At 48.5% G+C, this 24213-nt stretch carries 23 protein-coding genes; 18 read left to right on the top strand and 5 right to left on the bottom strand.

What is annotated here, in order from left to right:
• The first annotated feature begins 14 nt into the window (after positions 1–14).
• The 8 genes from rimM to JQX58_RS13790 all read left to right on the top strand — a co-directional run bounded on the left by rimM (position 15) and on the right by JQX58_RS13790 (position 7384).
• Positions 15–560, top strand: coding sequence for a ribosome maturation factor RimM (rimM, locus tag JQX58_RS13825; protein ID WP_204147450.1), 546 nt, complete (start codon positions 15–17; stop codon positions 558–560).
• Between the two features lie 21 nt (positions 561–581).
• Positions 582–1334 carry a tRNA (guanosine(37)-N1)-methyltransferase TrmD gene (trmD, locus tag JQX58_RS13820; RefSeq protein ID WP_204147449.1) on the top strand — a complete coding sequence of 251 codons (753 nt, stop codon included), beginning with the start codon at positions 582–584 and terminating at the stop codon, positions 1332–1334.
• 70 nt (positions 1335–1404) lie between these two features.
• A complete protein-coding gene (gene rplS, locus JQX58_RS13815) occupies positions 1405–1767 on the top strand; it encodes a 50S ribosomal protein L19 (RefSeq protein WP_204147448.1) in 363 nt (120 codons plus the stop codon).
• A gap of 104 nt (positions 1768–1871) precedes the next feature.
• Positions 1872–2579 (top strand): thioredoxin fold domain-containing protein, encoded by a 708-nt coding sequence (locus tag JQX58_RS13810; RefSeq protein WP_204147447.1) that lies wholly within the window; start codon positions 1872–1874, stop codon positions 2577–2579.
• Positions 2580–2729: 150 nt separating this feature from the next.
• Entirely contained in the window at positions 2730–4025 is a 1296-nt protein-coding gene (locus JQX58_RS13805) for a homoserine dehydrogenase (RefSeq protein WP_204147446.1), read from the top strand.
• Positions 4026–4037: 12 nt separating this feature from the next.
• The gene (thrC, locus tag JQX58_RS13800; RefSeq protein ID WP_204147445.1) at positions 4038–5423 is read left to right on the top strand and encodes a threonine synthase; all 1386 of its coding nucleotides are present in this window, start codon (positions 4038–4040) and stop codon (positions 5421–5423) included.
• A gap of 69 nt (positions 5424–5492) precedes the next feature.
• Positions 5493–6203: a 16S rRNA (uracil(1498)-N(3))-methyltransferase gene (locus JQX58_RS13795; RefSeq protein ID WP_204147444.1), complete on the top strand. Its 711-nt coding sequence runs from the start codon at positions 5493–5495 to the stop codon at positions 6201–6203.
• A 77-nt stretch (positions 6204–6280) separates the two neighbouring features.
• The gene (locus tag JQX58_RS13790; RefSeq protein ID WP_204147443.1) at positions 6281–7384 is read left to right on the top strand and encodes a GGDEF domain-containing protein; all 1104 of its coding nucleotides are present in this window, start codon (positions 6281–6283) and stop codon (positions 7382–7384) included.
• Positions 7385–7462: 78 nt separating this feature from the next.
• Here the strand turns inward: JQX58_RS13790 and JQX58_RS13785 are convergent, their stop codons facing one another.
• Positions 7463–8698 (bottom strand): sugar MFS transporter, encoded by a 1236-nt coding sequence (locus tag JQX58_RS13785; protein ID WP_204147442.1) that lies wholly within the window; start codon positions 8696–8698, stop codon positions 7463–7465.
• A 270-nt stretch (positions 8699–8968) separates the two neighbouring features.
• Here JQX58_RS13785 and recJ point away from each other — a divergent pair, with 270 nt between their 5' ends.
• The 8 genes from recJ (at position 8969) to JQX58_RS13745 (ending at position 18977) form a co-directional block, all read left to right on the top strand.
• Positions 8969–10699: a single-stranded-DNA-specific exonuclease RecJ gene (gene recJ / locus JQX58_RS13780; RefSeq protein ID WP_204147441.1), complete on the top strand. Its 1731-nt coding sequence runs from the start codon at positions 8969–8971 to the stop codon at positions 10697–10699.
• A 108-nt stretch (positions 10700–10807) separates the two neighbouring features.
• Positions 10808–11650 (top strand): bifunctional methylenetetrahydrofolate dehydrogenase/methenyltetrahydrofolate cyclohydrolase FolD, encoded by an 843-nt coding sequence (gene folD / locus JQX58_RS13775; RefSeq protein ID WP_204147440.1) that lies wholly within the window; start codon positions 10808–10810, stop codon positions 11648–11650.
• A gap of 101 nt (positions 11651–11751) precedes the next feature.
• On the top strand, positions 11752–12345 hold the full coding sequence (locus JQX58_RS13770; protein WP_204147439.1) for a UPF0149 family protein: 594 nt from the start codon (positions 11752–11754) through the stop codon (positions 12343–12345).
• A 41-nt stretch (positions 12346–12386) separates the two neighbouring features.
• Positions 12387–13694: an aminopeptidase P N-terminal domain-containing protein gene (locus JQX58_RS13765; protein WP_204147438.1), complete on the top strand. Its 1308-nt coding sequence runs from the start codon at positions 12387–12389 to the stop codon at positions 13692–13694.
• A 14-nt stretch (positions 13695–13708) separates the two neighbouring features.
• Positions 13709–14905 (top strand): UbiH/UbiF/VisC/COQ6 family ubiquinone biosynthesis hydroxylase, encoded by a 1197-nt coding sequence (locus tag JQX58_RS13760; protein WP_204147437.1) that lies wholly within the window; start codon positions 13709–13711, stop codon positions 14903–14905.
• 258 nt (positions 14906–15163) lie between these two features.
• On the top strand, positions 15164–16186 hold the full coding sequence (locus JQX58_RS13755; protein ID WP_204147513.1) for a Fe(3+) ABC transporter substrate-binding protein: 1023 nt from the start codon (positions 15164–15166) through the stop codon (positions 16184–16186).
• 28 nt (positions 16187–16214) lie between these two features.
• Positions 16215–17876 carry an ABC transporter permease gene (locus JQX58_RS13750; protein WP_204147436.1) on the top strand — a complete coding sequence of 554 codons (1662 nt, stop codon included), beginning with the start codon at positions 16215–16217 and terminating at the stop codon, positions 17874–17876.
• An 18-nt stretch (positions 17877–17894) separates the two neighbouring features.
• Complete coding sequence (locus JQX58_RS13745; RefSeq protein ID WP_204147435.1) at positions 17895–18977, top strand: ABC transporter ATP-binding protein; 1083 nt, start codon at positions 17895–17897, stop codon at positions 18975–18977.
• Between the two features lie 38 nt (positions 18978–19015).
• Here the strand turns inward: JQX58_RS13745 and JQX58_RS13740 are convergent, their stop codons facing one another.
• Complete coding sequence (locus JQX58_RS13740; RefSeq protein ID WP_204147434.1) at positions 19016–19882, bottom strand: HDOD domain-containing protein; 867 nt, start codon at positions 19880–19882, stop codon at positions 19016–19018.
• Between the two features lie 116 nt (positions 19883–19998).
• Between JQX58_RS13740 and JQX58_RS13735 the strand changes: the two genes are divergently transcribed.
• Positions 19999–21195: a class I SAM-dependent rRNA methyltransferase gene (locus tag JQX58_RS13735; protein ID WP_204147433.1), complete on the top strand. Its 1197-nt coding sequence runs from the start codon at positions 19999–20001 to the stop codon at positions 21193–21195.
• A 40-nt stretch (positions 21196–21235) separates the two neighbouring features.
• On the opposite strand, the gene JQX58_RS13730 is transcribed toward JQX58_RS13735, so the two are convergent.
• Positions 21236–21829 carry a Crp/Fnr family transcriptional regulator gene (locus tag JQX58_RS13730; RefSeq protein WP_204147432.1) on the bottom strand — a complete coding sequence of 198 codons (594 nt, stop codon included), beginning with the start codon at positions 21827–21829 and terminating at the stop codon, positions 21236–21238.
• A complete protein-coding gene (locus JQX58_RS13725; RefSeq protein ID WP_204147431.1) occupies positions 21822–22763 on the bottom strand; it encodes a DMT family transporter in 942 nt (313 codons plus the stop codon). Before JQX58_RS13725 ends, JQX58_RS13730 begins: the two co-directional genes overlap by 8 nt.
• 150 nt (positions 22764–22913) lie before the next feature.
• Between JQX58_RS13725 and JQX58_RS13720 the strand changes: the two genes are divergently transcribed.
• Complete coding sequence (locus tag JQX58_RS13720) at positions 22914–23414, top strand: hypothetical protein (RefSeq protein ID WP_204147430.1); 501 nt, start codon at positions 22914–22916, stop codon at positions 23412–23414.
• Between the two features lie 60 nt (positions 23415–23474).
• On the opposite strand, the gene JQX58_RS13715 is transcribed toward JQX58_RS13720, so the two are convergent.
• Positions 23475–24140 (bottom strand): histidinol-phosphatase, encoded by a 666-nt coding sequence (locus tag JQX58_RS13715; RefSeq protein WP_204147429.1) that lies wholly within the window; start codon positions 24138–24140, stop codon positions 23475–23477.
• Positions 24141–24213: the final 73 nt, after the last annotated feature.

The raw sequence follows: 24213 nt of genomic DNA, 5'->3' as shown, positions 1-24213 counted from the left end.
ACTGAGGTAATGCTATGTCTACATTAAAGCAGGCGAAAGCTCCCGAGCAGGCGCTTGTGGTGGGACGCATTACATCAGTTTATGGTGTTAAAGGGTGGGTTAAGTTGTATTCCCATACCGAGCCAATGACTGGAATCTTTGATTACAAGCATTGGTGGCTGAAAACTCCTAGTGGGTGGAAAGTCGTAGAACTAAGCCAAGGTCGCACCCAAGGGCGCGGGCTGGTTGCAGCAATTAAAGGGTATCACGACCGTGATCAGGTTAAAGAAATCTGTGGGTTTGATATCTATGTTGATGCAAAAGATCTTCCTGAGCTTGAGGACGGTGAATTTTACTGGAGTCAGCTAGAAGGTCTAAAGGTTATTACCAAAGAGGGTGTTCTTCTAGGTAAGGTTTCACAGCTAATGGAAACAGGTGCTAATGATGTGCTTGTGGTTAAAGGTTGTGAAGGTAGTTACGATCGCGAAGAGCGTCTGATTCCTTACGCACCTGATCAGTTTATTCTAGACATTGATCTAGAAAAGCAAGAGATGGTCGTGGACTGGGATCCGGACTTTTAAGATCATAACGAGGCCTAAATTGTGCGAATCGGTGTAGTCACGCTGTTTCCAGAGATGTTTCAAGCCATCACCCAGCATGGTGTGACGGGCAGAGCGGTCAAATCTGGAACCATAGAGATTGATTTTTTCAATCCACGTAGCTTCACACATGATCGCCACAATACGGTTGATGATCGTCCTTACGGTGGTGGCCCAGGGATGCTGATGAAAGTTCAGCCCCTAAAAGATGCGATTGAGAGTGCCAAACAATGGGTGCCCAACGCAAAAGTTATTTATCTATCCCCTCAGGGGCGCACGCTAACGCAGGAAGGCGTGCAGCAGCTTGCTAAACAAGCAGAATTTATTCTGGTAGCAGGCCGTTATGAAGGCGTTGATGAGCGTTTGATTCAATCTCAGGTTGATGAAGAATGGTCCATTGGCGACTTTGTCCTAAGTGGTGGTGAGTTGCCAGCTATGGTGTTGATGGACTCTGTCTTTCGCATGGTGCCTGGTGTGCTTGGTAAGCAAGCCTCGGCTGATGAAGATTCGTTTGCTGATGGATTACTTGATTGCCCACATTATACTCGCCCCGAGGTACTTGAAGGTGAACCTGTACCACCTGTACTACTTAGTGGCAACCATGAGGCGATACGGCGCTGGCGCTTAAAGCAAAAGCTCGGAAGAACTTGGCAACGCCGGCCTGACCTTCTGCAAGACCTTGAGTTGGACAAGGAACAGCAGAAGTTGTTAAAAGAGTTTATTCGTGAGACTGAAGTTTCAACCTCGGCAGAGTAAGAATCGCGAGCTTATCAGAACGTTAAACCTTCGCGCTGATAAGAAACCATTATCATTAGGAGTCACATCCATGAGCAACAAAACTACGCTGATTCAACAGCTAGAAGCAGAACAAATGACAAAAGAGATCCCAGCCTTCGGTCCTGGTGATACTGTTGTTGTTCAAGTAAAAGTTAAAGAAGGTACTCGTGAGCGTCTACAGGCTTACGAAGGTGTTGTCATTGCAAAACGCAACCGTGGCCTAAACTCTGCTTTCACAGTACGTAAAATCTCTAGCGGCATCGGTGTGGAACGTGCGTTCCAAACTTACAGCCCACTAGTTGATAGCATCGAAGTGAAACGTCGCGGTGACGTGCGTCAAGCTAAGATCTACTTCCTACGCGAGCGTTCAGGTAAATCTGCACGTATCAAAGAGAAATTGGCTAAGCGCTAATCTCTCTCGTAGTGATAAAGAAAGGCGACCTCGGTCGCCTTTTTTTATGGAACTTCATCAGGGTATGATGGCCTAATAAGCAGAATGATGATGCAGAGGTAAGCATGGAAAAGTTTATAAAAGGTATGTCGCTGAGCGCGTTGGCAGCAATTGGTATGACTCAGGCGCAAGCCGGTGAGCAAGAGGTGCGTGACGCCATGGCCAGTGCTCTGCCGCAGTACACGATTGATCAAATCGACGCGCATGAAGGCAGTGGTCTGTATACGGTGACACTGGAAAATGGTCCAGTCGTGCATGTGACTCAAGATGGCGGCTACTTTGTTGCTGGTGATTTGTATCGTATCGATGGGCAGCAATTGGTCAATGAAACTGAGCAGAAAAAACTGGCCCAGTTAGAAAACATCCCTGAATCTGAGATGGTGGTGTTTAAGGCGAAGAACGAAAAAGCGCACATGACCGTGTTTACCGACATTTCGTGTGGCTACTGTCGCATGCTACACAAAGAGGTGGATGAGCTTAACGATAAAGGCATTACGGTGCGCTATCTTGCTTACCCGCGTGCGGGTGTGGGTTCAGATGCTTACAACGAAATGGTCAATATCTGGTGCTCGGACGATCCTAAAAAGTGGCTGACAGCGGCGAAACAAGGTAAATCGGTACCGGATAATAAGTGTACTAATCCTGTGGCCAGTCAATACCGCTTAGGCAATAGCGTAGGGGTGCGTGGTACGCCAAGCATTATTTTGGATAACGGTAAGTTTATTCCTGGTTATCTTCCTGCAGCGGAATTAGCAAAAGAGCTAAACCTATAGCAAATTCTCGTAATATTCTCCTAAACATGAGCTTAGTTCAGGCTTTTCTTCGTTGGGTTTAGGGGCGACTGACGGTATAATCAATGCTAGACAAATGCTATGCATCATTAATAGCAATAAAATTAAAACCGTCAGTTGTGGGGTATCGTTTTGAAACCGGTAAAAGTCGGAATTTGTGGTCTTGGAACAGTAGGTTCCGGTACGTTTAACATCCTGCGTCATAACGCAGAAGAAATTACACGACGTGTTGGACGTAGTATTGTGGTTGAACAAATTGGCGCGCGCCAAGTTAACCCTACCTGTGACACCACTGACATTGATATGACGAGCGATATTTTTGATGTCGCTAACAATCCTGAGATCGACATTGTGATCGAGTTGATCGGTGGCACCACCGTGGCTCGTGAGCTGGTCCTGACTGCTGTCGAAAATGGCAAGCATGTGGTAACCGCCAACAAAGCCTTGATCGCCGAACACGGCAACGAAATCTTTGCCAAAGCTCAAGAAAAGGGCGTTATGGTTGCCTTTGAAGCCGCAGTAGCTGGTGGCATTCCGATCATCAAAACCCTACGTGAAGGCTTGTCTTCGAACAAGATCGAGTGGCTAGCAGGTATCATCAATGGTACTGGCAACTTCATCATGACCGAAATGAGTGAGAAGGGCCGTGCGTTTGCGGACGTGCTAAAAGAAGCACAAGAGCTTGGTTATGCTGAAGCCGATCCTACATTTGATGTCGAAGGCATCGACGCGGCGCATAAACTGACGATTTTGGCGTCCATTGCCTACGGTATCCCGCTGCAGTTTGAAAAGACTTACACCGAAGGCATTAGCCGCATCACGGCACAAGATGTCGCGTTTGCACGCGAGCTAGGCTATTCAATCAAGCACTTAGGCATTGCTCGTCGCACGAAAGCGGGCGTTGAACTGCGTGTGCATCCAACTTTGATTTCTCAAAAAGCCTTGCTTGCTAACGTTAACGGCGTGATGAACGCAGTAATGGTGAAAGGCGATGCAGTTGGCCCAACGCTGACTTACGGCGCTGGCGCTGGTGCGATGCCAACCGGCTCTTCTGTAGTAGCGGACATCATTGATGTTGCACGCACGCTGACGGCTGATCCAACCAATCGTGTACCACACTTGGCATTCCAGCCAGAGCAACTGTCAGACCTAGATGTCTTGGCCATGGAAGATGTCGAATGTGGTTTCTTCTTAAACATGATGGTGCAAGATCGTGCTGGCGTGCTGGCCAATATCACACAAATTCTTTCTAACAATGGCATCAGCATTGAGTCTGTGATTCAGCGCGAGGGCAGTGATTTAGTGCCATTGGTGGTAATGACGCACGATGTCAAAGAACGCAATATGAATGCTGCGATTGCAGCCATTGAAGCTTTGCCAGATGTGGCCGGCACGGTGCAGCGCATCCGTGTTGAAAATCTGGCGTAAGAGGATTAGGTAATGAAATACATTTCGACTCGTGGCCAAGCGCCAGCATTGGGTTTCGGTGATGTACTGCTGGCCGGTTTGGCAAGCGATGGTGGTCTTTACGTACCAGAAAAGCTACCAACGTACTCCACTGAAGAGATCGCCTCTTGGGCGTCGTTAAGCTACCAAGAGCTGGCTTTCAAAGTGATGTGGCCGTTTGTAGAAGAAGACATTCCAGAGGCAGAATTTAAGCGCATGATCGATGAAGCCTACGCGGGCTTCAATCATTCTGCGGTTGCGCCAATGGTACAGACCGACAACAACGAGTGGGTGCTGGAACTGTTCCGTGGCCCGACGCTAGCGTTTAAAGACTTCGCTCTGCAGTTGCTAGGCCGCTTGATGGATTACGTCCTAGGTCAGCGCAATGAGAAGTTGGTGATTATGGGGGCGACCTCAGGTGATACAGGCTCTGCGGCGATCGAAGGTTGCCGCCACTCTGAGCACCTAAACATTTTTATCCTGCACCCACATCAACGTGTATCTGAAGTGCAGCGTCGCCAGATGACCACAGTGATTGATGACAATGTGTTTAACATTGCTGTCAAAGGTAACTTTGATGACTGTCAGGGGATGGTGAAAGCAAGCTTCGCTGATCAAGATTTCTTGAAAGGTGCCAAGCTAGGCGCAGTAAACTCGATCAACTGGGCGCGCATCATGGCGCAGATCGTTTACTATTTCTCTTCTGCATTGGCAGTCGGTGGCCCTCACCGCAAAGTGTCTTTCTCTGTACCAACGGGTAACTTTGGTGACATCTTTGCTGGTTATTTGGCCAAGCAAATGGGCTTGCCGATTGACCAATTGGTGGTCGCGACCAACCAAAACGATATCCTACACCGCACCATTGCGACCAACGATATGAGCCGTCAGGCGCTTAACGTGACGCTTTCGCCAAGTATGGACATCATGGTTTCAAGTAACTTTGAGCGTCTACTGTTTGATGCCCACGGTCGTGACAGCGCTGAGCTTGCTGACCTAATGGCACGTTTCAACAACGGTGACGTGACGCTGAACGATCAAGCTTGGTCATTTGTAAAAGACAATTTTGACAGCTACAAAGTCGATGACGCGCGTACCTGTGAAGTGATTTCTGAAGTCTTCAACTCGACTCAGTACTTGCTTGACCCACATACGGCGATTGGCCTTGAAGCGGCACGTAAATGCTGGAAAGATAAGTCAGTACCAATGATCACATTGGCAACGGCGCACCCAGTGAAGTTCCCTGAAGCGGTTGAAAAAGCTAACTGTGCTACGCCAAGTTTGCCTGAGCACATGAAGGACTTGTTTGAGCGCGAAGAAGCTTATGAAGTATTGCCGAACGATCTGCTAACGGTGCAGTCGTACGTGGCGGATCACATCTAAGTGATTGCTAACGAGCTGGCGTTGCCGGCTCGTTATTTCTCTCCCTTTTGCTACCCCAAGTCGTGGACTATGAATCTTATCCTTCTCGTGCCAGAACAGCGTCTTGCTGAGGATCGTTATCAGCTTAGTGAGCGTCAATTTGAACACATCACTCAAGTGTTAAAAAAGACCGATGGCGAGCACTTACGTGTTGGTGTGCTTAATCAAAAGATCGGCGCGGCACGTTTTGACGAACCTGCGCGTCAGGTTGTGTTAGAAACCTTAGATCAGGCACCACCCAGTGCTTTGCCTATGACACTCGTGATGGCATTGCCGCGTCCTAATATGCTCAAGCGTACCTTGATGAATGCGACAGCAATGGGCGTGAAATCCATCCATTTGCTCAATTCCGCTAAGGTAGAGAAGAGTTACTGGCAAAGCCCAGTGCTACAGCCAGAGTCGTTACATGGCTTCTTATTAGAAGGCTTAGAGCAAGCGCGTGATACGCAGCTGCCAGTCTTGCATATGCATAAGCGCTTTCGACCTTTTGTGGAAGATATTTTGCCAAACTTATTAAAAAATAATCTAGGTTTGCTGGCGCATCCGTATAACGCTGCGGCGTGCCCTGTGGATCTAGATGAAAGCTGTGTGTTAGCGATCGGACCAGAAGGTGGCTGGAACGAGTTTGAAGTGGAAAAATGGCTCTCTGCCGGTATGCAAGCGGTTCACCTAGGTGAGCGTATCCTAAAAGTTGAAACAGCTATTCCTGTGCTTCTATCACGCTTGTACCCAGCAAAATAATAAAACTTTACTGTTCAATAGTTTATTATTTGAGCTATTGTGATGGTGAACGACTGAAACTGCGGTGTGAGTAAAGAATGACAAATTCGGGTGATAACCCAACTAAAGTGGCTTGGTATATCAAAGTCCAGCAGTGGCTAAATAAAACGCTCAATGCTGGCGCAGGAGATCACTCCTTTACCAATGCATCACGTCGCGCTTTTATCATCAATCTTTTTTGTTTGGTCGGGGTTTTGTTTACCGCTCCACTGAGCATTGTCTCCTTGGTGCAGGGCTATTGGTTGGTCGGCTCAGTGCTGCTGACCATCGCGGTGATTTATATTATCAATCACCTGTATCTTCGTGCGACGCACAACTATTTGTTTTCTGCCAACGTCATTTTGTATCCCTTGTATGCTTTGATGCTTTATCTCGTTTACAGTGGTGGCGTCAACGGCACGGGACATGTGTGGATCTACTGTATTCCGCCTGTGTCATTGTTTTTGCATGGGCTGCGCCGTGGTCTGATTGAGGTGGGGGCATTTTTAGCCGCTTTGGTGGTTATTCTATTTTTGATCCCATCACCCTTTGATGAGTTAGGGTATCACCCTGATTTGAAATCACGCATTGTCTATTCATTTATCTTGGTGGGTTTTTTATCGACCATCTATGAGTACATTTCTTCACGCTTTAATCAGTCATTACAAGAGCTTTCACACCAGCTTGAAGTGGCCGCGACGACGGATCCTTTGACTCAGCTACTTAATCGTCGTGGCCTCGAGCAGCAGCTAGCCGAGACGGATTGGATGTCGCCCTCTATCGTCTTGCTCGATATCGATTTCTTTAAACGCATTAATGATCAATATGGTCATGACTATGGTGACGAATACCTTGTTGAAGTGTCACAGGCGTTGAAAGCTAAGCTGGCCAATGAGTCGTGTATTTTATCGCGCTGGGGTGGGGAAGAGTTTTTGATCGTGATGAAACAGCAGGATTCACTAAAAGCGCTCACCAATCAACTGCGTGAAGAGCTGGCACAAGTCGTTTTGAATACCCGAGAAGGGGATGAAATCAGTACGACTGTGAGCATGGGGGTATCGCGCATGAAGGCTGGAGAGAGTATGTCAAAAGCTTTGAATCGCGCCGATAAAGCGTTATACGAAGCGAAGAACAGTGGTCGTAACAAGGTGGTTTTGGCGTAGCAGACAGTGTGTGTAGCGAGCATAAAAAAAGCCCAGTGCAGGTCTCTGTACTGGGCTTTTTGCTATCTTGGCTAAGGATTACTTAGCGCGTACTTTTGAGCCAATCAGACCAAAGTAAGCAATGTATAGATAACACAGTACTGGCAGAGCAAAGGAAATCTGTAGGCCAATTGTATCGGCTAGACCACCTTGTACTACAGGCACAATCGCGCCACCGACAATCGCAAGACACAAAAGACCTGAGCCACGGCTTGTGTTTACCCCTAGGCCTTTTAGCGCCAAGCTGAAAATAGTTGGGAACATGATGGAGTTGCATAGACCTACTAGCAAGATCGACCACATGGCCAGCGCGCCTTCGCTGGTGATAGATAGTGCAATCAGAGCTGCCGCTGCAATGCTGTTAAACGCCAGCAGCTTGCCTGCAGCAATTTTCTGCATCAGTACGGCACCTGCAAAACGACCAACCATCGCACCGCCCCAGTAGTAAGCAATGTAATGCGCGGCTTCGGATTCAGGCATATTAGCTATATGCTCAAGGCCAAAGTAGTTTACAAGGAAGCTACCAATCGACACTTCAGCACCCACATACATAAAGATTGCCACGGCACCCAAGATCAGGTGACGGTATTCCATCAAGCTGCTTTGCGCATTACCGATGGCACTTTCGTCTTCTTCAAGGTTCGGTGTCGGTAGTGAAATACGGGTGAAGATCAGCGCTAGGGCAATCAATGTCACCGCTAGACCAAAGTAAGGTGTAATCACACTTTCAGCTTCAGCGGCATCCGTAGCAAATTCAGCGGTAGCGGAGAAGATCAAAATACTGCCGATAATCGGTGCTACTGTGGTACCCAAGGAGTTAAACGCTTGGGTCATGGTTAAACGACTTGATGCAGTATCCGCTGGTCCCATAACGGTGACTAGTGGGTTGGCAGCCACTTGAAGAATGGTCACACCAGAGGCTAAGACAAACAGAGCGCTCAAGAAGATCCAGTAAGTTTGTGCTTTAGCAGCGGCGATAAATAGCAAACAACCGGCTGCGGCAATCATTAGGCCAATCCCTAGACCACGTTGGAAGCCCACTTTTTTGACTAGGTTGCCCGCTGGGACAGACACTAGAAAATACGCACCAAAGAAACAAAATTGAATCAACATGGCTTGCGTATAGTTAAGCGAGAAAACGGATTTCAAGTGAGGGATTAATATGTCGTTAAGCGACGTAATAAAGCCCCACATAAAGAACAGTGACGTAAGTGCAACTAAGGCAAAACGTTGACCAGAAGAGCTCTGACCAGACGCTGGGTTCTGACTACTCATAAAACCGACCTTTTTAATATTTATGAAATGGGATAGCTACAAGATAGGGCGGCGATAATAACCGAGTAGGCTAGAAAACAGACGAAAAAGCGGGCGATAAAGCACGAAAATCCATTTATTGTGCATAATGCAAATGTTTATGTAACGCTACCTTGCGTAGCCTTTCTTACCTTAAAGAGAGGCGATTTTTTAGCACTTGTCGGTGGCACAGCACAGTGCTACTGCACTTTTATGATACAGTGCTGGGCTGATTCAGAATTAGAGTGTTGCATGCGTATTATCAATCGATCTTTATCCGCTTCATTAGAGCATCAATTTCCAAGTACTTTTCCGACGACCCTTGCACGAATATATGCGGCTCGTGGCGTGACTGGCCCAGAGGAATTGGCTTATAAACTGGCGAGCTTGGAACACCCTAAGCAATTTTTTGATATCCATAATGCGGCTTGTTTGTTGGCGGATGCCATAGAGCAGGGCCAGCGGATTCTGATTGTCGGTGACTTTGATGCCGATGGCGCTACGTCGACTACTCTAGGGTTGCTGGCGTTACGTGCTATGGGAGCGATTGACCCACAATATATCGTGCCCAATCGTTTTGAATATGGTTATGGTCTGACACCTGAGATCGTCGAATTGTCGCTAGAAGTCGAGCCTGATGTCTTGGTCACGGTCGATAATGGCATCGCCAGTTTAGAGGGCGTCGCTGCGGCCAAAGCCGCTGGCATGAAGGTGATTGTTACTGACCACCATTTGCCGGGCGATGAACTACCGCAAGCCGACGCCATCATTAATCCCAATCATCCTGAGTGTGGCTTTCCAAGTAAAGCCTTGGCCGGTGTTGGTGTGATCTTTTATGTGATGTCGGCCTTACGCGCAGAGTTAACCCGTCGGGATTGGTTTGAACGCGAGCATTTGCCGACGCCTAATATGGCTGATTACTTGGATCTAGTGGCGCTAGGCACTGTTGCTGATGTGGTGCCACTGGACCGTAACAATCGTATTTTGGTGCAGCAGGGATTACATCGCATTCAAGCAGGTAAAGCCCGCCCAGGGATTCTGGTTTTACTCGAGTTAGGCGGGCGCGATCGCGCCCGTATCAAGGCAACCGATCTAGGCTTTGTGGTCGGCCCGCGCTTAAATGCTGCCGGGCGTCTGGATGATATGTCCATCGGCATTGAGTGTTTGCTAAGCGAGCAGCCAATGCTGGCGCGCTCCTATGCCGAGCAATTGGATCTTTTGAACCGTGAGCGCAAATCCATTGAAGCGGACATGAAGCAGCAAGCGGAAAAAACACTAATCGAGCTCGATGACGCCGAAGATTGGCCTAATGGCATGTGTTTTTATCAAGCCGATTGGCACCAAGGGGTGATTGGTATTTTGGCGTCACGCATGAAAGAAAAATGCCATCGCCCAGTGATAGCCTTCGCGAAAGCCGACGCTGATACGATTAAAGGCTCAGCCCGCTCGATCCCGGGTGTACACATTCGAGACGCGTTGGACTTGTTAGCCAAACGCCATCCACATTTGCTGAGCAAGTTTGGTGGTCACGCCATGGCCGCCGGTATGTCGATCAAAGAAGCAGATTACCAAGCGTTTGCTAAAGCTTTTAATGACATCATTACGGAGTGGGTGACGCCAGAGCAGCTAGAAGCGAGCGTCTACACCGATGGTGAGCTGGCGCCAGAGGATTTTAGCTTAGAGTTTGCTGAGCAGTTGCGCTTGGCAGGCCCTTGGGGACAGGCCTTTCCTGAGCCTTGTTTTGATGGCGAGTTTGAGGTGTTACAGCAGCGTATCGTTGGGCAAAAACATCTTAAAATGACGCTAAAAGAGCCAAAATCCGGTTTGCTGGTCGATGCGATCCATTTCTTTGTCGATTTAAACCAGTGGCCAAATGCGGCACAATGGGCGCGCTTAATTTATAAATTAGACGTTAACGAGTTTCGAGGACAGCGCAATTTGCAGCTTTTGGTAGATCATATCGAGCCTATTGCAAGGAATTGAAAGAATAAATAGCGGCTATTTGCATAGATAGGGGCGGCATTCTGCTGATTATAGGATATAATCTGCGTCCCTCACTTAAACACCGAATATTTTTGCAGGAGTTCATTCATGGCTGCACTGGTTCTTGACGGCAAACAATGCGCGAAAGAGACCGAAGAGCGTTTGGCAAAACAAGTTGCTGAACTCAAAGACCGTACCGGCGGTACCCCAATCTTGGCAACAATTCTAGTAGGCGCAGATCCAGCTTCTGCAACCTACGTGAAAATGAAAGGAAACGCTTGTCGCCGTGTAGGTATGGACTCTCTTGCGATTGAATTGCCTGAAACCACCACCACCGAAGAGCTGTTAGCAAAAATTGATGAGCTCAATAACAATGCGGATGTGCACGGTATCTTGCTGCAGCATCCTGTGCCTGAGCAAATCAACGAGCGTGCCTGCTTTGATGCCATTGCAGCCCACAAAGATGTAGACGGTGTAACCTGCCTAGGCTTCGGTCGTATGGCAATGAAAGAGCCTGCATACGGTGCAGCAACCCCTGCTGGCGTCATGCGTTTGCTGGAAGCTTATGACATCGAGCTTGAAGGCAAACATGCGGTAGTGGTTGGTCGTAGCCCAATTTTGGGTAAACCTATGGCGATGATGATGCTTAATGCCAACGCAACTGTGACCATGTGTCACTCACGTACGCAGAACTTGGCAGACATCGTTAAGCAAGCCGATATCATTGTCGGTGCGGTAGGTAAGCCAGAGCTAATCAAAGCAGACTGGATCAAAGATGGCGCCATCGTTGTTGACGCTGGCTACCACCCAGGCGGCATCGGTGATATTGAGCTAGCGCCTTTATACGAGCGCGCATCTGCCATTACACCTGTGCCTGGTGGTGTGGGTCCGATGACTATCAATACGCTTATTTTGCAAACCCTAGAGTCTGGCCTGAAACAACTCGGCTAAACTTGAATTTGCTGCATATGATCCTCATATAAAAGATCATAAAAGCCGTGCCCATGGGTGCGGCTTTGTTTTTTTAATCTCAAGAAAAAGGCAGGCTTGCTATGTCCACAGAAATGTTACTTGATGCACTGGATTTTGACTTAATCGCCGACGTATTTGTCACCGAATCAATCTCTATGTCGCCTGCTGAGCTACACGGTCAATTATGCGGCTACCTAGCTTCGGGCGTGGCGTTGCCATTGGAAGACTGGCTGACAATGGTCGCTGAGACGTGTGATATTGAAGGCTGGAAAGAAGACGCTAGTCGTGCGGCGATCGTTGAGCTGTATCAGGCGACGCAAACGCTGTTCCAAAATGGCGAATACGCCCTAAAACCTTGTATGAGTGATGACGATGCGCCTCTTAATGAGCGCGGTAAAACGCTCGCGCAATGGGCGCACGGCTTCTTGGCAGGTTATGGTTTATCCGGTCGTAAAGAAAAACTGTCGGATGAAACCAAGCAAGTATTACAGGACTTTGCCAACATCTCTGCGATGCAGTCTGAAATGGACGATCTAGAAGAAAACAACGACAACGAAACCGATCTAATGGAGTTGATCGAGTATGTGCGTTTGTCAGCGATGATGTTGTATTCTGAGCATCATGGCGTTAATCCAGAGCAAGACGATAACAGCACTGCGACGCTTTTCCATTAATCTATCAACGTTATTACGTGTGACTTCAGAGGACATTTGATATGACTTTATCGCCTGATATTTACCGCGCTCGTCGCCAGCGTTTAATGCAGCAATTGGGCGGCGATACTGTGGCTGTGGTTCGCGCAGGTGAGCTGTGCACACGTAATAATGACTGTGACTACGAGTTTCGCCCAAACTCCAGCTTCTTTTATTTGACGGGTTTTAATGAGCCTAGCGCTGTGCTGTTTATGTTACCTGATGGTGCCAGTCACCTAGCCGTGCTGCCTAAAGATCCTGAGCGTGAGCAGTGGGATGGCTTTCGTCATGGTATGACCGGAGCGATGCAAGACTTTGCTATGGATGGCGCGGTGGAGCTTGATGAGCTGGATGATTTGGCGCTAGAGCTTCTCGATGGCAAGCAGCAGGTCGCACTCTTGTTTGATGACGCACTGTTACGTGATCAGGTTCTAAACTGGCGTGATGAATTGGCAGCCAAAGCGCGCCAAGGGGCACAAGCTCCTGTTACCTTGTTGGATATGACCGATGCGGTGCATGAAATGCGCTTGATCAAAGACAGTGCAGAAATTGAACTCATGGAGCGTGCTGCACAAATCAGTGTCCAAGCGCACACCCAAGCCATGCAAAGTGTCGCCCCAGGTATGATGGAATATCAGCTGGAAGCGGAGCTTAATTACGTCTTTATGAAGCAGGGCGCGCGCGTACCTGCCTATAACAACATTGTTGCTTCGGGCAGTAATGCGTGTGTGTTGCACTACATTAAAAACGACGAACAAATCGAAGACGGCGACTTGATCCTAATTGACGCAGGTTGCGAGCTGGGTTGCTACGCCTCAGACATTACTCGCACGTTTCCAGCTAATGGCAAATTCAGTGAACCGCAGGCTCAGCTGTACCAATTAGTGCTCGATGCTTATCACGCAGGCTTAAAGCTTATGACTGTCGGCCAACCTTACGAAGCGTTTCATAATGCGGCCGTAGAAGTATTGACCCAAGGTTTGGTTGAGCTTGGATTGCTACAAGGTTCTGTTGCGGAGCTGATAGAGAGCAAGGCCTACCGCGCCTTTTACATGCACAATACTGGCCATTGGTTAGGATTAGACGTACACGACTGTGGACGCTATAAAGTCGATGGTGCGTCGCGTCCTTTACAAGAGGGTATGGTGGTGACGCTGGAGCCAGGACTGTACATCAACCCTGATGATGAAAGTGTCGATCCCAAATGGCGTGGTATTGGTATTCGCATCGAAGACGATATACTCATCCAAGCACAAGGCCCATACGTACTGACGCATGGTTTAGCAAAAGAAATTGACGAAATTGAAGCCTTAATGGCAGCAAACGCATAGAAGTAGAGGTGGCTATGGCGCGCGAATACGATGTGATCATTGTAGGTGCTGGAATGGTGGGAGCGTTAACCGCTGTGCTGACCGCACAAAAGGGTTTAACGGTTGCATTAATTGATAAGCATTCAGGGCGTTATCCATTGTCGACGCCACCTGCGTACGATGCGCGTGTCAGTGCTATCTCGGCCCTGTCTCAGCAATTGCTAGAGCAGGCGGGTGCTTGGCAGCGTATCGCTCAAGAGCGTTTGGCACCCTATCAGCGTATGGCGGTGTGGGACGGTCTTGGGGATGGTTATGTGGATTTCGACAGTCGTTATCAACAGCCGCCTTACTTAGGTCAGCTTGTGGAAAACGCGGTGTTGTGCGATGCCTTGATGAAAAGCGTGCATGATACCCGTGGCATTGATTTGTACTTTGACGATAGCGTCCAAGCGCAGCGACAGGTAGAGCGGGGAGTCGAAATCGACCTAAGCTCGGATCGCCAACTTTTAGGGGCGGTATTGATTGCCGCCGATGGCGCCAACTCAAAACTGCGTCATGACAATGGTTTTGATACGGTCGAGTGGGATTATGGGCATCACGCTATTGTCACTACAGTCGAAATCGATCGCAGCCACCAAGACACAGCTTGGCAAGCTTTTGGTGAAGAAGGCATTTTGGCCTTTTTGCCGCTGCCTAGTGTGGATGGCCGCCATTTTGTCTCGATTGTTTGGTCGGTAGCGCCAAGTGATGCGGAGCAACTCGTGGCGCTTGAAGAAGCGGCGTTTTGTCGTCGTCTGACCTACGCTATGAACGGTGCATTTGAAGCATTATCACTCACGGTACCACGCCAAGCCATTCCACTGCGCCAGCGTCATGCTAAGCAATACGTTCAAGAGGGTATTGCTCTCATTGGTGATGCCGCGCATACGATCCATCCATTGGCAGGCCAAGGCGCCAATCTTGGCTTTGCCGATGTCAGCGCTTTAGTTCCCATCTTGGTGAAAGCTCATCAACGCGGCGAAGCGCTAGGTGACCTTAAGACCTTACGCCGTTATCAACGGGCGCGCATGCTCGACAACATCGCGATGTCAGCATCCATGGAAGCGTTCAAGCGCACCTTCAGTACTCAGCAACCAGCGATCGTACAGCTGCGCAATATTGGTCTAAAACTGTGTCATCAGTCTTCTATGATCAAGCGTCAATTGGTGGCCCACGCCGCGGGACTGCGCTAGAGATAGCGACTTTAGCTCTATTAAGATAAGTAAAAAGAGAACTTCGGTTCTCTTTTTTTGTCTGTAACAGGCTCAAGTGCCGTTTTTTCGCTGATACACGACAGCGGTATTGGAAAAGCTATGTAAACACAAACTGTTTTCATTTATAGTGAGATTTATAAGCTTTTTTATCCACTGCACTTCAATATTCAACACGCAGCTAAGGTGTCAATAATGACCAATAAAAAGACCAACCCTTCTTTTGTACCTTCCGCTTTTATGAAGGCGACTCTAGCAACGCTTGTGACTGGTAGCATGGCGGCACCAATGCTGGCTAGCGCCGCAGGCGAAGTGAATGTTTACTCGGCGCGCAAAGAAGCCTTGATCGCACCCGCTTTAGAAGCATTTTCAGAAAAGCACGATGTCACGGTTAACCTAGTGACTGGTAGCGCTGATGCTTTATTACGTCGTTTGCAAGTAGAAGGCAGTGCCAGCCCTGCAGATGTATTTATTACGGTCGACGCCGGTCGTTTATACCGTGCTAAAGACGCTGGTGTACTACAGCCTTTTGAAACCCCTGTACTAGACGATGTTGTGCCAGATCACCTGCACGATCGTGATGGTTACTGGTACGGTCTATCGCAGCGCGCACGCGTGATTTTCTACAATCCTGAAACCGTTGATGCAGACGAATTATCGACTTACGAAGATCTAGCCGATCCAAAATGGAAAGGACGTATCTGTGCACGCTCTTCGTCTAATATCTATAACCAGTCGTTGGTCGCTTCTATGATCGAAGCTGATGGTAAAGAAGCCACGCAAGAATGGTTAAATGGCTTTGTGGCGAACTTCGCACGCCCACCATTTGGTGGCGATACCGATCAGCTTAAAGCTGTGGCAGCGGGCGTATGTGATGTGACACTTGCCAATACATACTACTTTGGACGTCTAGGGCAGAGCGACAACGCACAAGATCGTGAAGTGTACGAAGCGCTAGAGCTGTTTTGGCCCAACCAAGCAGAAGATGATCGTGGTGCCCACGTCAATGTTAGTGGCATTGGTTTGACTCAGTCAGCGACGAATGTTGACAATGCTAAGCTGTTGGTCGAATACTTAACGAACCACGAAAGCCAAGAGTGGTACGCTAAAGTCAATAACGAATACCCAGTGGTAGAAGGCGTTGCACCACCCGCAAGCCTACAGCCATTTGGCGAGTTTAAAGCCGATTCTATGTCATTGAGCGTACTTGGTGACAACAACCGTATGGCGGTTGAGATGATGGATACGGCCGGCTGGAAATAAGCTAACGAATCGCGAGACCACATGTGACATGTCAATTCTGACGAGCACTCATCCCACTTCGTCTTCACGAAGTGGGATTTCTTTATTAAAGCTTGCCGCACTGGGTGTGGCAATTTTGCTGGCGATCCCGGTATTTATCATCGTGGTGAATATCTTTTTGGGCGGCAGTGATGTCTGGCAACACCTTTATGACACCTTGTTGTTTGATTATGTATCCAACTCCTTACTGTTGATGGTTGGGGTGACATTGGGCACCTTGGTGATGGGGGTGCCAGCGGCTTGGCTGACCAGTGCTTGTGACTTTCCAGGGCGTTCGGTGTTTTCTTGGGCATTGTTGTTACCGTTAGCGATGCCTGCTTACATTATTGCTTACACCTACACTGGCTTGTTTGATTTCGCCGGCCCCGTGCAAACGTTTATTCGTGATGTCACAGGCTTAGGCTATGGCGAATACTGGTTCTTTGAGATGCGCTCTTTAGGTGGCGCCTTTGTGATGCTGGCGTTAGTGCTGTATCCCTATGTTTATCTTATGAGCCGTGCGGCGTTTCTTGAGCAATCCGCTAACACCTTAGAGGTGTGCCGTACCTTGGGCTATTCGGCGCCGCAAGCATTTTTTCGTTTAGCGCTGCCGATGGCGCGCCCAGCGATTGTGGCGGGCGTCACCTTGGCGATGATGGAGACCTTGGCTGACTATGGCACGGTGCAGTACTTCGGCGTAACAACCTTTACCACCGGTATCATGCGTACCTTCTATGGTTTTGGTGATCTGGCAGCTGCGTCTCAGCTGGCGGGTATATTGCTGTTGTTTGTGGCAGTGCTGATTTTTGCCGAGCGCTATTCGCGGCGTAAGATTCAATATCATGCTTCAGGCCTACGCAAGGCCAGTCAGCGTAAGATACAGTTAAAGGGTGTGTCGGCGGTCTTGGCGTTCTTGGCGTGTCTACTGCCAATCGTGGGCGGCTTTGTACTCCCGGCAGCAGTGTTGCTGTATTGGGCAGTATTTGAAGCGCAATCTGTTGGTTGGGATTTTGTGTCCTTATCTTGGAATTCGTTTTACTTGGCGGCTTTAGCGGCCTTGATTACGGTCGCGTTAGCGTTGGTATTGGCTTACGCGGCGCGCTTGCATAAGCAGAAAAGCGTGCAAACTGCTGTGGTGACTGCAGGGCTTGGTTATGCCTTACCAGGGACAATTATTGCGATTGGCGTGATTGTGCCTTTGGCTTGGCTTGATCATCGTATCATCGATGGCGTACAACATCTGACCGGTGACCGAGTAGGGCTGGTGCTGTCTGGCACGATCGTGGCACTTTTGTTCGCCTACACGGTTCGCTTTATGGCGGTCTCGTTGGGCTCGATTCAAAGCGGCTTAGGCAAAGTGAAGCCGAGTATGGATATGGCAGGACGATCATTAGGTTGTACGCCCGCGCAGGTGTTGCGTCGTATTCATGTTCCGTTATTAAGAAGCTCAGTGCTGACGGCGTTACTGATTGTGTTTGTGGATGTGCTTAAAGAACTGCCAGCAACATTGATCTTACGTCCTTTTAATTTCAATACCTTGGCGGTGCGCGCGTTTGAATTGGCATCAGACGAGCGATTGGTCGATGCGGCGCCAGCATCCTTAATGATCGTGGCGGTGGGGCTGATTCCGGTGATTCTGTTGAGTCGCTCGATTTCCTCAGCCAATCACTAGAGTTCGTGGAGTGTTACAATGACAGCAATGCCACCTAATAAAATGTTAAAAGAACTGAAGCTAGAAAATGCCGCGGTAGGCTACCAAGGTGAGCCTGTGGTGAAAGACGCGAACTTTCGTATCGTTGAAGGCCAGATCGGTTGTTTACTAGGGCCAAGTGGCTGTGGCAAATCGACTCTGCTACGCGCCATCGCTGGCTTTGAGCCCCTCATGGCCGGCAGTATTTGTTTGGACAACGAGGTGTTGTCATCGCCAGATGAGCTAGTCAGCCCAGAAAAACGCAGCATCGGTATGGTGTTTCAAGACATTGCCTTGTTTCCGCATCTGACGATCGGCGCCAATATTGCTTTTGGTTTAAAGGGCTGGTCAAAAGCGGACACTGAAGCGCGCATCGATTACTTACTGGATTTAGTTGGCTTGTCTGGCTACAAAGAGCGCTATCCGCACTCTTTATCTGGCGGTCAACAGCAGCGCGTAGCGCTGGCCCGTGCGATTGCGCCAAAGCCAAAATTGTTACTGATGGATGAGCCTTTTTCCGGTTTAGACGCGAAACTGCGCGAAGAGCTAGTACCAGATATCCGTGCGATTTTATTGCATGAGAAGGTCAGCGCGATCTTAGTCACGCATGATCAGGCGGAAGCCTTTGCCATGGCCGATCAGGTGGCCATTATGGAATCTGGGCAAATCTTGCAGGTGGGCACGCCTTATGAAATTTACCATGAGCCAGTGTCGCGCTTTGTCGCCATGTTTATTGGGCAAGGTGACTTTTTGCCAGCGGTAGTCTGTGGCTCAAACTGCGTGCACTCTGATCTTGGCGAAATCCAAGGCGAGTTGGATCATGGTTTTGCGTCGGGCGAAAAGGTCGACTTATTGGTGCGCCCAGATGATATTTTGCATGATGACGACAGCGAGTTTAAGGGCTTGATTGTCAGTAAGTGGTTTCGTGGGTCGTACTTTTTGTATCGTGTGAAACTGAGCTCGGGCAAGGTGATCTACTGTTTTGCTTCCTCGCACCATAATCACTCCATCGGTCAAGAGATTGGCTTGAGTGTGCATTTGGATCACTTGGTGATGTTCCCAACTGAGGCTAAAGCCGCTTAGAGATTAACTATGTAAGAGCGCATGGCGCTCTTACATAGTTAAACCATGCCGATGCCTTGCTCACGGCAGACGTCGATAATGCCTTCAAAATCGTATTCGGTCAGCTCTAAATGCTCTAACGCATAATGACCAATATCCATCCACTCGTAATCTTCTGCTGCTTTGCCTAGATGCTTATAGGTACCGCTAATGTGCTCAGCCATTTTTAAGATAGATAAAAAAGTCAGATGTTTACTGTCACCCGCAATACGGTTGGTGTAAAGCTTATGAGCTCGATGCTGATGGGCAATCACATGACAGCAAGTTTTTGGCAGTGCCCAACTTTTGGCAAGGTAGTACCCCACCACTGAGTGGTTGGTTTTAAAAGTGCGGTTTTCAAGATCGGTCAGCTCAAAATTCGACGACTGATAACCTGACTCTAATACCTGCTTGTAGCCCTCAAAACGGCTCATCATCAATGGAATGCCTGCGTTATGGAATAGGCCAAGAGCGTAACATTCGTCGCCGTACTTAAAGCCAATCTGATTGGCGATACTGGCGCACACGGCCGCCACATCCATGGCGTTGTCCCAGAAATGATGCAGTGACTCAATGGCGCCATCAGACAATTCGCTCTTCACCGCTAACCCATTAACGATGTTGGCAATGGCGTTAATCCCTAGCATCATGACTGCTTGTTGAATCGATGAGATTTTACGCGGTAGGCCAAAGTAAGCCGAGTTAACAAACTTCAGTACGGCCGCCGATAAGCCTACATCTTGAGCAATGATATCAGCAATACGGCTCATATCTGGCTCTGGCATGGCTTGTTCCATATGCAAATCGACCATCACTTGTGGCTGTGGTGGGATCGTAATGCCTTGTAGCACACGTTGGATTTGTTCATCGTTAAGTCCAGTCGACATATGCGCGTTTTAACCCTTGCGTAATGTATGAAAAGTCAGCGAATTCGAGTGTTGCCATAGAAATCACTCAGTGAACATTTATAATAGCGTTTTTAAATGTAACCTTGGTGATAAGTTTGAGTGTAATTCGGTTAAAAGGGCAAGCAGATAGACGACTTCGTGCGGGCCATCAGTGGATTTATAGCAATGAAGTGAACACCGATGCCACGCCGTTGAAGCAATTCAATGCGGGGGATCAAGTGGTGGTCGAAACAGCGCAAGGCAAGCCTTTAGGTGTAGCGACGATCAACCCTAACACACTGATTTGTGGACGCTTAATCAGCCGTAGTGCAGACACTGTACTGAACAAATCGACCTTGGTACATCGCTTAAAAATCGCGTTATCACTACGTGAAATGAGCTATCCAGAGCCGTATTACCGCCTTGTTTTTGGTGACTCGGATGGCTTATCTGGCTTGGTTGTCGACCGTTTTGCCGATATCTTGGTGGTACAGATTTCGACCGCAGGTATCGAGCGCATCAAAGAAGAAGTCATTGAGGCACTCCAAGAAGTGGTGAAGCCGAGTGCGATCTTGATGAAAAACGATGGCAAAATGCGCAACATCGAAGGTCTGGATACTTATGTCGAAGAAGTCTTTGGGCATGTGCCAGAAGTGGTCTACCTAAAAGAAAACGATGTTTTGTTCCAAGCGCCAGTTTGGGATGGTCAGAAAACCGGTTGGTTCTACGATCACCGTGAAAACCGCAAGACCATGCAGCAGTTCTGCTCGGGTAAGAAAGTCCTAGACGTATTCTCATATGTCGGTGGTTGGGGCGTACAAGCCGCCGCAGCGGGTGCGACGGATGTGACCTTTATTGATGCCTCAGAAGCGGCGCTGGATCATGTGGATGCTAACTTGGCGCTGAACCAATACGAAGGTGAAGCCAACCTGATGCAGGGCGATGCCTTTGAAGCCATGCAATCTCTGATCGAAGAGAAGCAGCGCTTTGATGTTGTGGTCATGGATCCCCCTGCGTTTATCGCCCGCCGTAAAGACATTAAAGCCGGTGAAGGGGCCTACCATCGCGCCAACCAGCTAGCCATGCGTCTGGTTGCCAAAGGCGGTATCTTGGTATCAGGCTCTTGCTCGATGCACCTAGAAACGGGCCGTTTGCATGACATCGTGCGCAGCAACAGCCGTCAGCTAGAGCGCTTCTCACAGCTGATTTATCGCGGTACGCAAGCGCCGGATCACCCAGTGCACCCAGCGATTCCTGAGACGGAATACCTTAAAGCACTGTTCTATCGCGTGCACAATAATATGGGTCTTTAAGATCTTAACAAAACGCAGCCTAGGCTGCGTTTTTTATGGCTCAGCAGGCATTGTTTTTTAATTGGGCGCGAATACGACTCAAGGCAATGGGAGTAATGCCAATATAAGACGCAATATGTTGTTGCGGCAGTACGTCCTTCAGCTCTGAGAAGTCACGACAAAAGTCCAAATAGCGCTGCGTAGCGGAGTGCTTCACCATGGCGTATTCTTTTTGCTCCTTGGCAATAAAAATACTTTCTAAGAACTTGGCATAGGCTTGCGTAAAGGCTAAGTCTTGGCTCATCTGTTGATAAAAGCTCTGCCACGGAAATGAAATCGCCACACTAGGGCAGACCGCTTCGATATTAAAGAGCGCGGGTTGAACAAGACCTAGAGCGCGAGTAGAACCCACCAACTTAGGCGCCTTGGCAATGGTCTGTGTGTATTCCTTGCCGTTTTGTGAAACGCTGTAATAGCGTACTAAACCACTGCATAAAAAGAACATGTTGCTACATGGTTCGCCCTGTTGCAGTAAACAATCGCCCTTATTTAACGTATGGACTTTGAACTCTGTATTGCACGGACGCCAATCAATTCCCGCTTGATATTGATCGAAGAAGCGCATTAATTGTCGAGTTAAATATTGCTTATCCATCACACGGTTCCGACGTTTTGTTAGGTTGGCTGTCGATCATAAATAGGGCCAATAGCACCATACCGCAGCCGATCATAAAACCATAGGAATATAGCAAGATATCTTGGCCTTGGCTGGCCTGATACAGGGCAACCCAAATAGGTATGGTATAGCTGAAAGCCAATAAACGTGAAGCCCCACCAAAGCGAATCACTAGCTGCTGCAATACAAAGGTCAGCAAGGTGGTAAACAAGGTTAAGTAGAGTAACAAGAGCCAAAACTCTGAGCTTTGCCAAGCAACGCTACCTAAATCCCCCCATATCAGAGTGATCGGAATCAACCAGAGACTACCAAAAAACATAATACGATAAGCGCCTGTAAAAGCGGCTACCGTTTTGCTCCAGTGTTGCACGCTAATAATATGCAGCGCCAATAAGCCACAGGCAAAGAAGTAAATGCCATCACCAACGTGCCATGAGAGTGTTCCTTCACGGGTAAAGACTAGTACGCTGATAGCGCCAGCGGAGCCAACCATATAGCCTAACCAATGTTTATAGGAGGTACGTTGACCAAAGCTGAGCATGAGTATCGCTCCTAGGAGTGGTACTAGCGTGTACATGACAGAAGTGTTTAGCGACGAGGTCGTCTTAAGTGCACTGAATAGCCCAATAAAAAAACCGACCAAGGCGCCACTGATGAGCAAATATTTCATCGTTAACGAACGGCTACTGAGCACAGCACCAAGCGAATCCTCTGGGCGTTTGGGCAGCCAAAAATATATGGGGGTCATCAGTACCAATGCCATGATAAAACGTAGCCCCGTGGTAGCGAATGGAGAAGCATAAGACGTGACATAAGCGGAGACCACAAACGATGAAGCCATCAGCCATGCCCAGAGTAGGGCAGCCGTAATAGATTGCACGATGGGATTCTTAAAATAATCAGCGAACGTCATGAAGAGCTTCCTAAGCGAAGAAATGAGCGAAACCTTGTGTGTACTTGACGTTACTGTAAGCTGGTCTTAAGAGTGAGTAATTAACCTAGGTTTAGTAGGTTCAATTATTCTGTTCAGCGTTCACCGTATTAACAAGGAATGGAGCTAATAATGACAAGAACACTAATTGCTTTGGCTTTAACTGCAGTACTGCCGCTGGTTGGTTGTGCCACACAAACAGTGGAACCACCTTTGACAACAGGTGAGACTATTTCGCTGGCGGGTATCAAAGATCAGCACGGCAATGGTTTTGATCACCAGAACACGATGCAAACGCTGCTTTTTGTTGAAGGCATGGGCGCTAAAGATATTGTGCGTGACAGTCTGCAAACGATCAACACAGCTTGTATGCAGTCAGGGGAGTTAGTTTATTTGGCTGATATCAGTGGCATGCCAAGCTTGATCTCTAATTTGGTGGCGATTCCATCGATGCAGGAGCAGCCATATCCTATTTGGTTAGATCGAGACGGTACGGTCAGTCAGCAAATACCGACTCAAGCGGGGCAGGTGACTTTACTCAGTGTAGATCAAGGCCGTATTGAGCAAGTGGATTATTATGGCAGCGTTGCCGAGCTGTCTGAGCCTCTGAAACAGGCTTGCGGCACTGACTAAGCGCCGATAAAGCATAAATAGAAACGCAGCCTCAAGGCTGCGTTTCTATTAAAGAGAGGCTTACATCGAATTGCCACGTAGGGAGATGTGTGGCCAGCCGCGCTCTTTGGCGATGTCGGTCAAAATTGGGTCGGCATCAACTGCAATCGGATGATCAACCAACTCTAATAGCGGTAAGTCATTACGTGAGTCGCTGTAGAAGTAACTGCCTTCCATAGAGTGGCCGGTTTCTTCTAGCCATTGGTTAAGACGTGTCACTTTGCCGCCTTGGAAGCTTGGCACACCGACAATCTTGCCGGTGTATTCGTCGTTGATCACTTCTGGCACCGGGGCAATGATATGGTCCATCCCCAGTTCTTCGGAGATAGGGCCTGTGACAAACTGGTTGGTGGCAGTGATCAATAATAAGAAGTGGCCTTGATCCTTGTGGAATTTCAATAGTTTATGAGCTTCTTCCTGCATCATCGGACGCACTTTGGTCGCCATAAATTCAGCGTGCAAGCTGTCACGCTCAGCTTTGCTGAATTGGGTGAGTGGCTTTAGGCTAAATGCTAAGTACTCATGGATGTCGAGGGTGCCTGCTTGATATTGCTCAAAGAACTTATCATTCGCTTCTTTGTAGACATTAACGTCTACTAACCCTTTCTCAACTAGAAATTGTCCCCAGTTGTAGTCGCTGTCACCGCTTAATAGCGTGCCATCTAAGTCAAAAATCGCCAGTGTCACTGCATCACCTTTTAATTGTTTACTGCCCTCCCAGTATAGCGGCGCGCCTGACAAATAACAGCCCAGTCAATTG

The organism is Marinomonas ostreistagni (assembly GCF_016888445.1).
GTDB classification, from domain to species: Bacteria; Pseudomonadota; Gammaproteobacteria; order Pseudomonadales; family Marinomonadaceae; genus Marinomonas; species Marinomonas ostreistagni.
The sequence above is the reverse complement of the archived record's forward strand: the minus strand, read 5'-3'. Positions and strand labels throughout refer to the sequence as shown.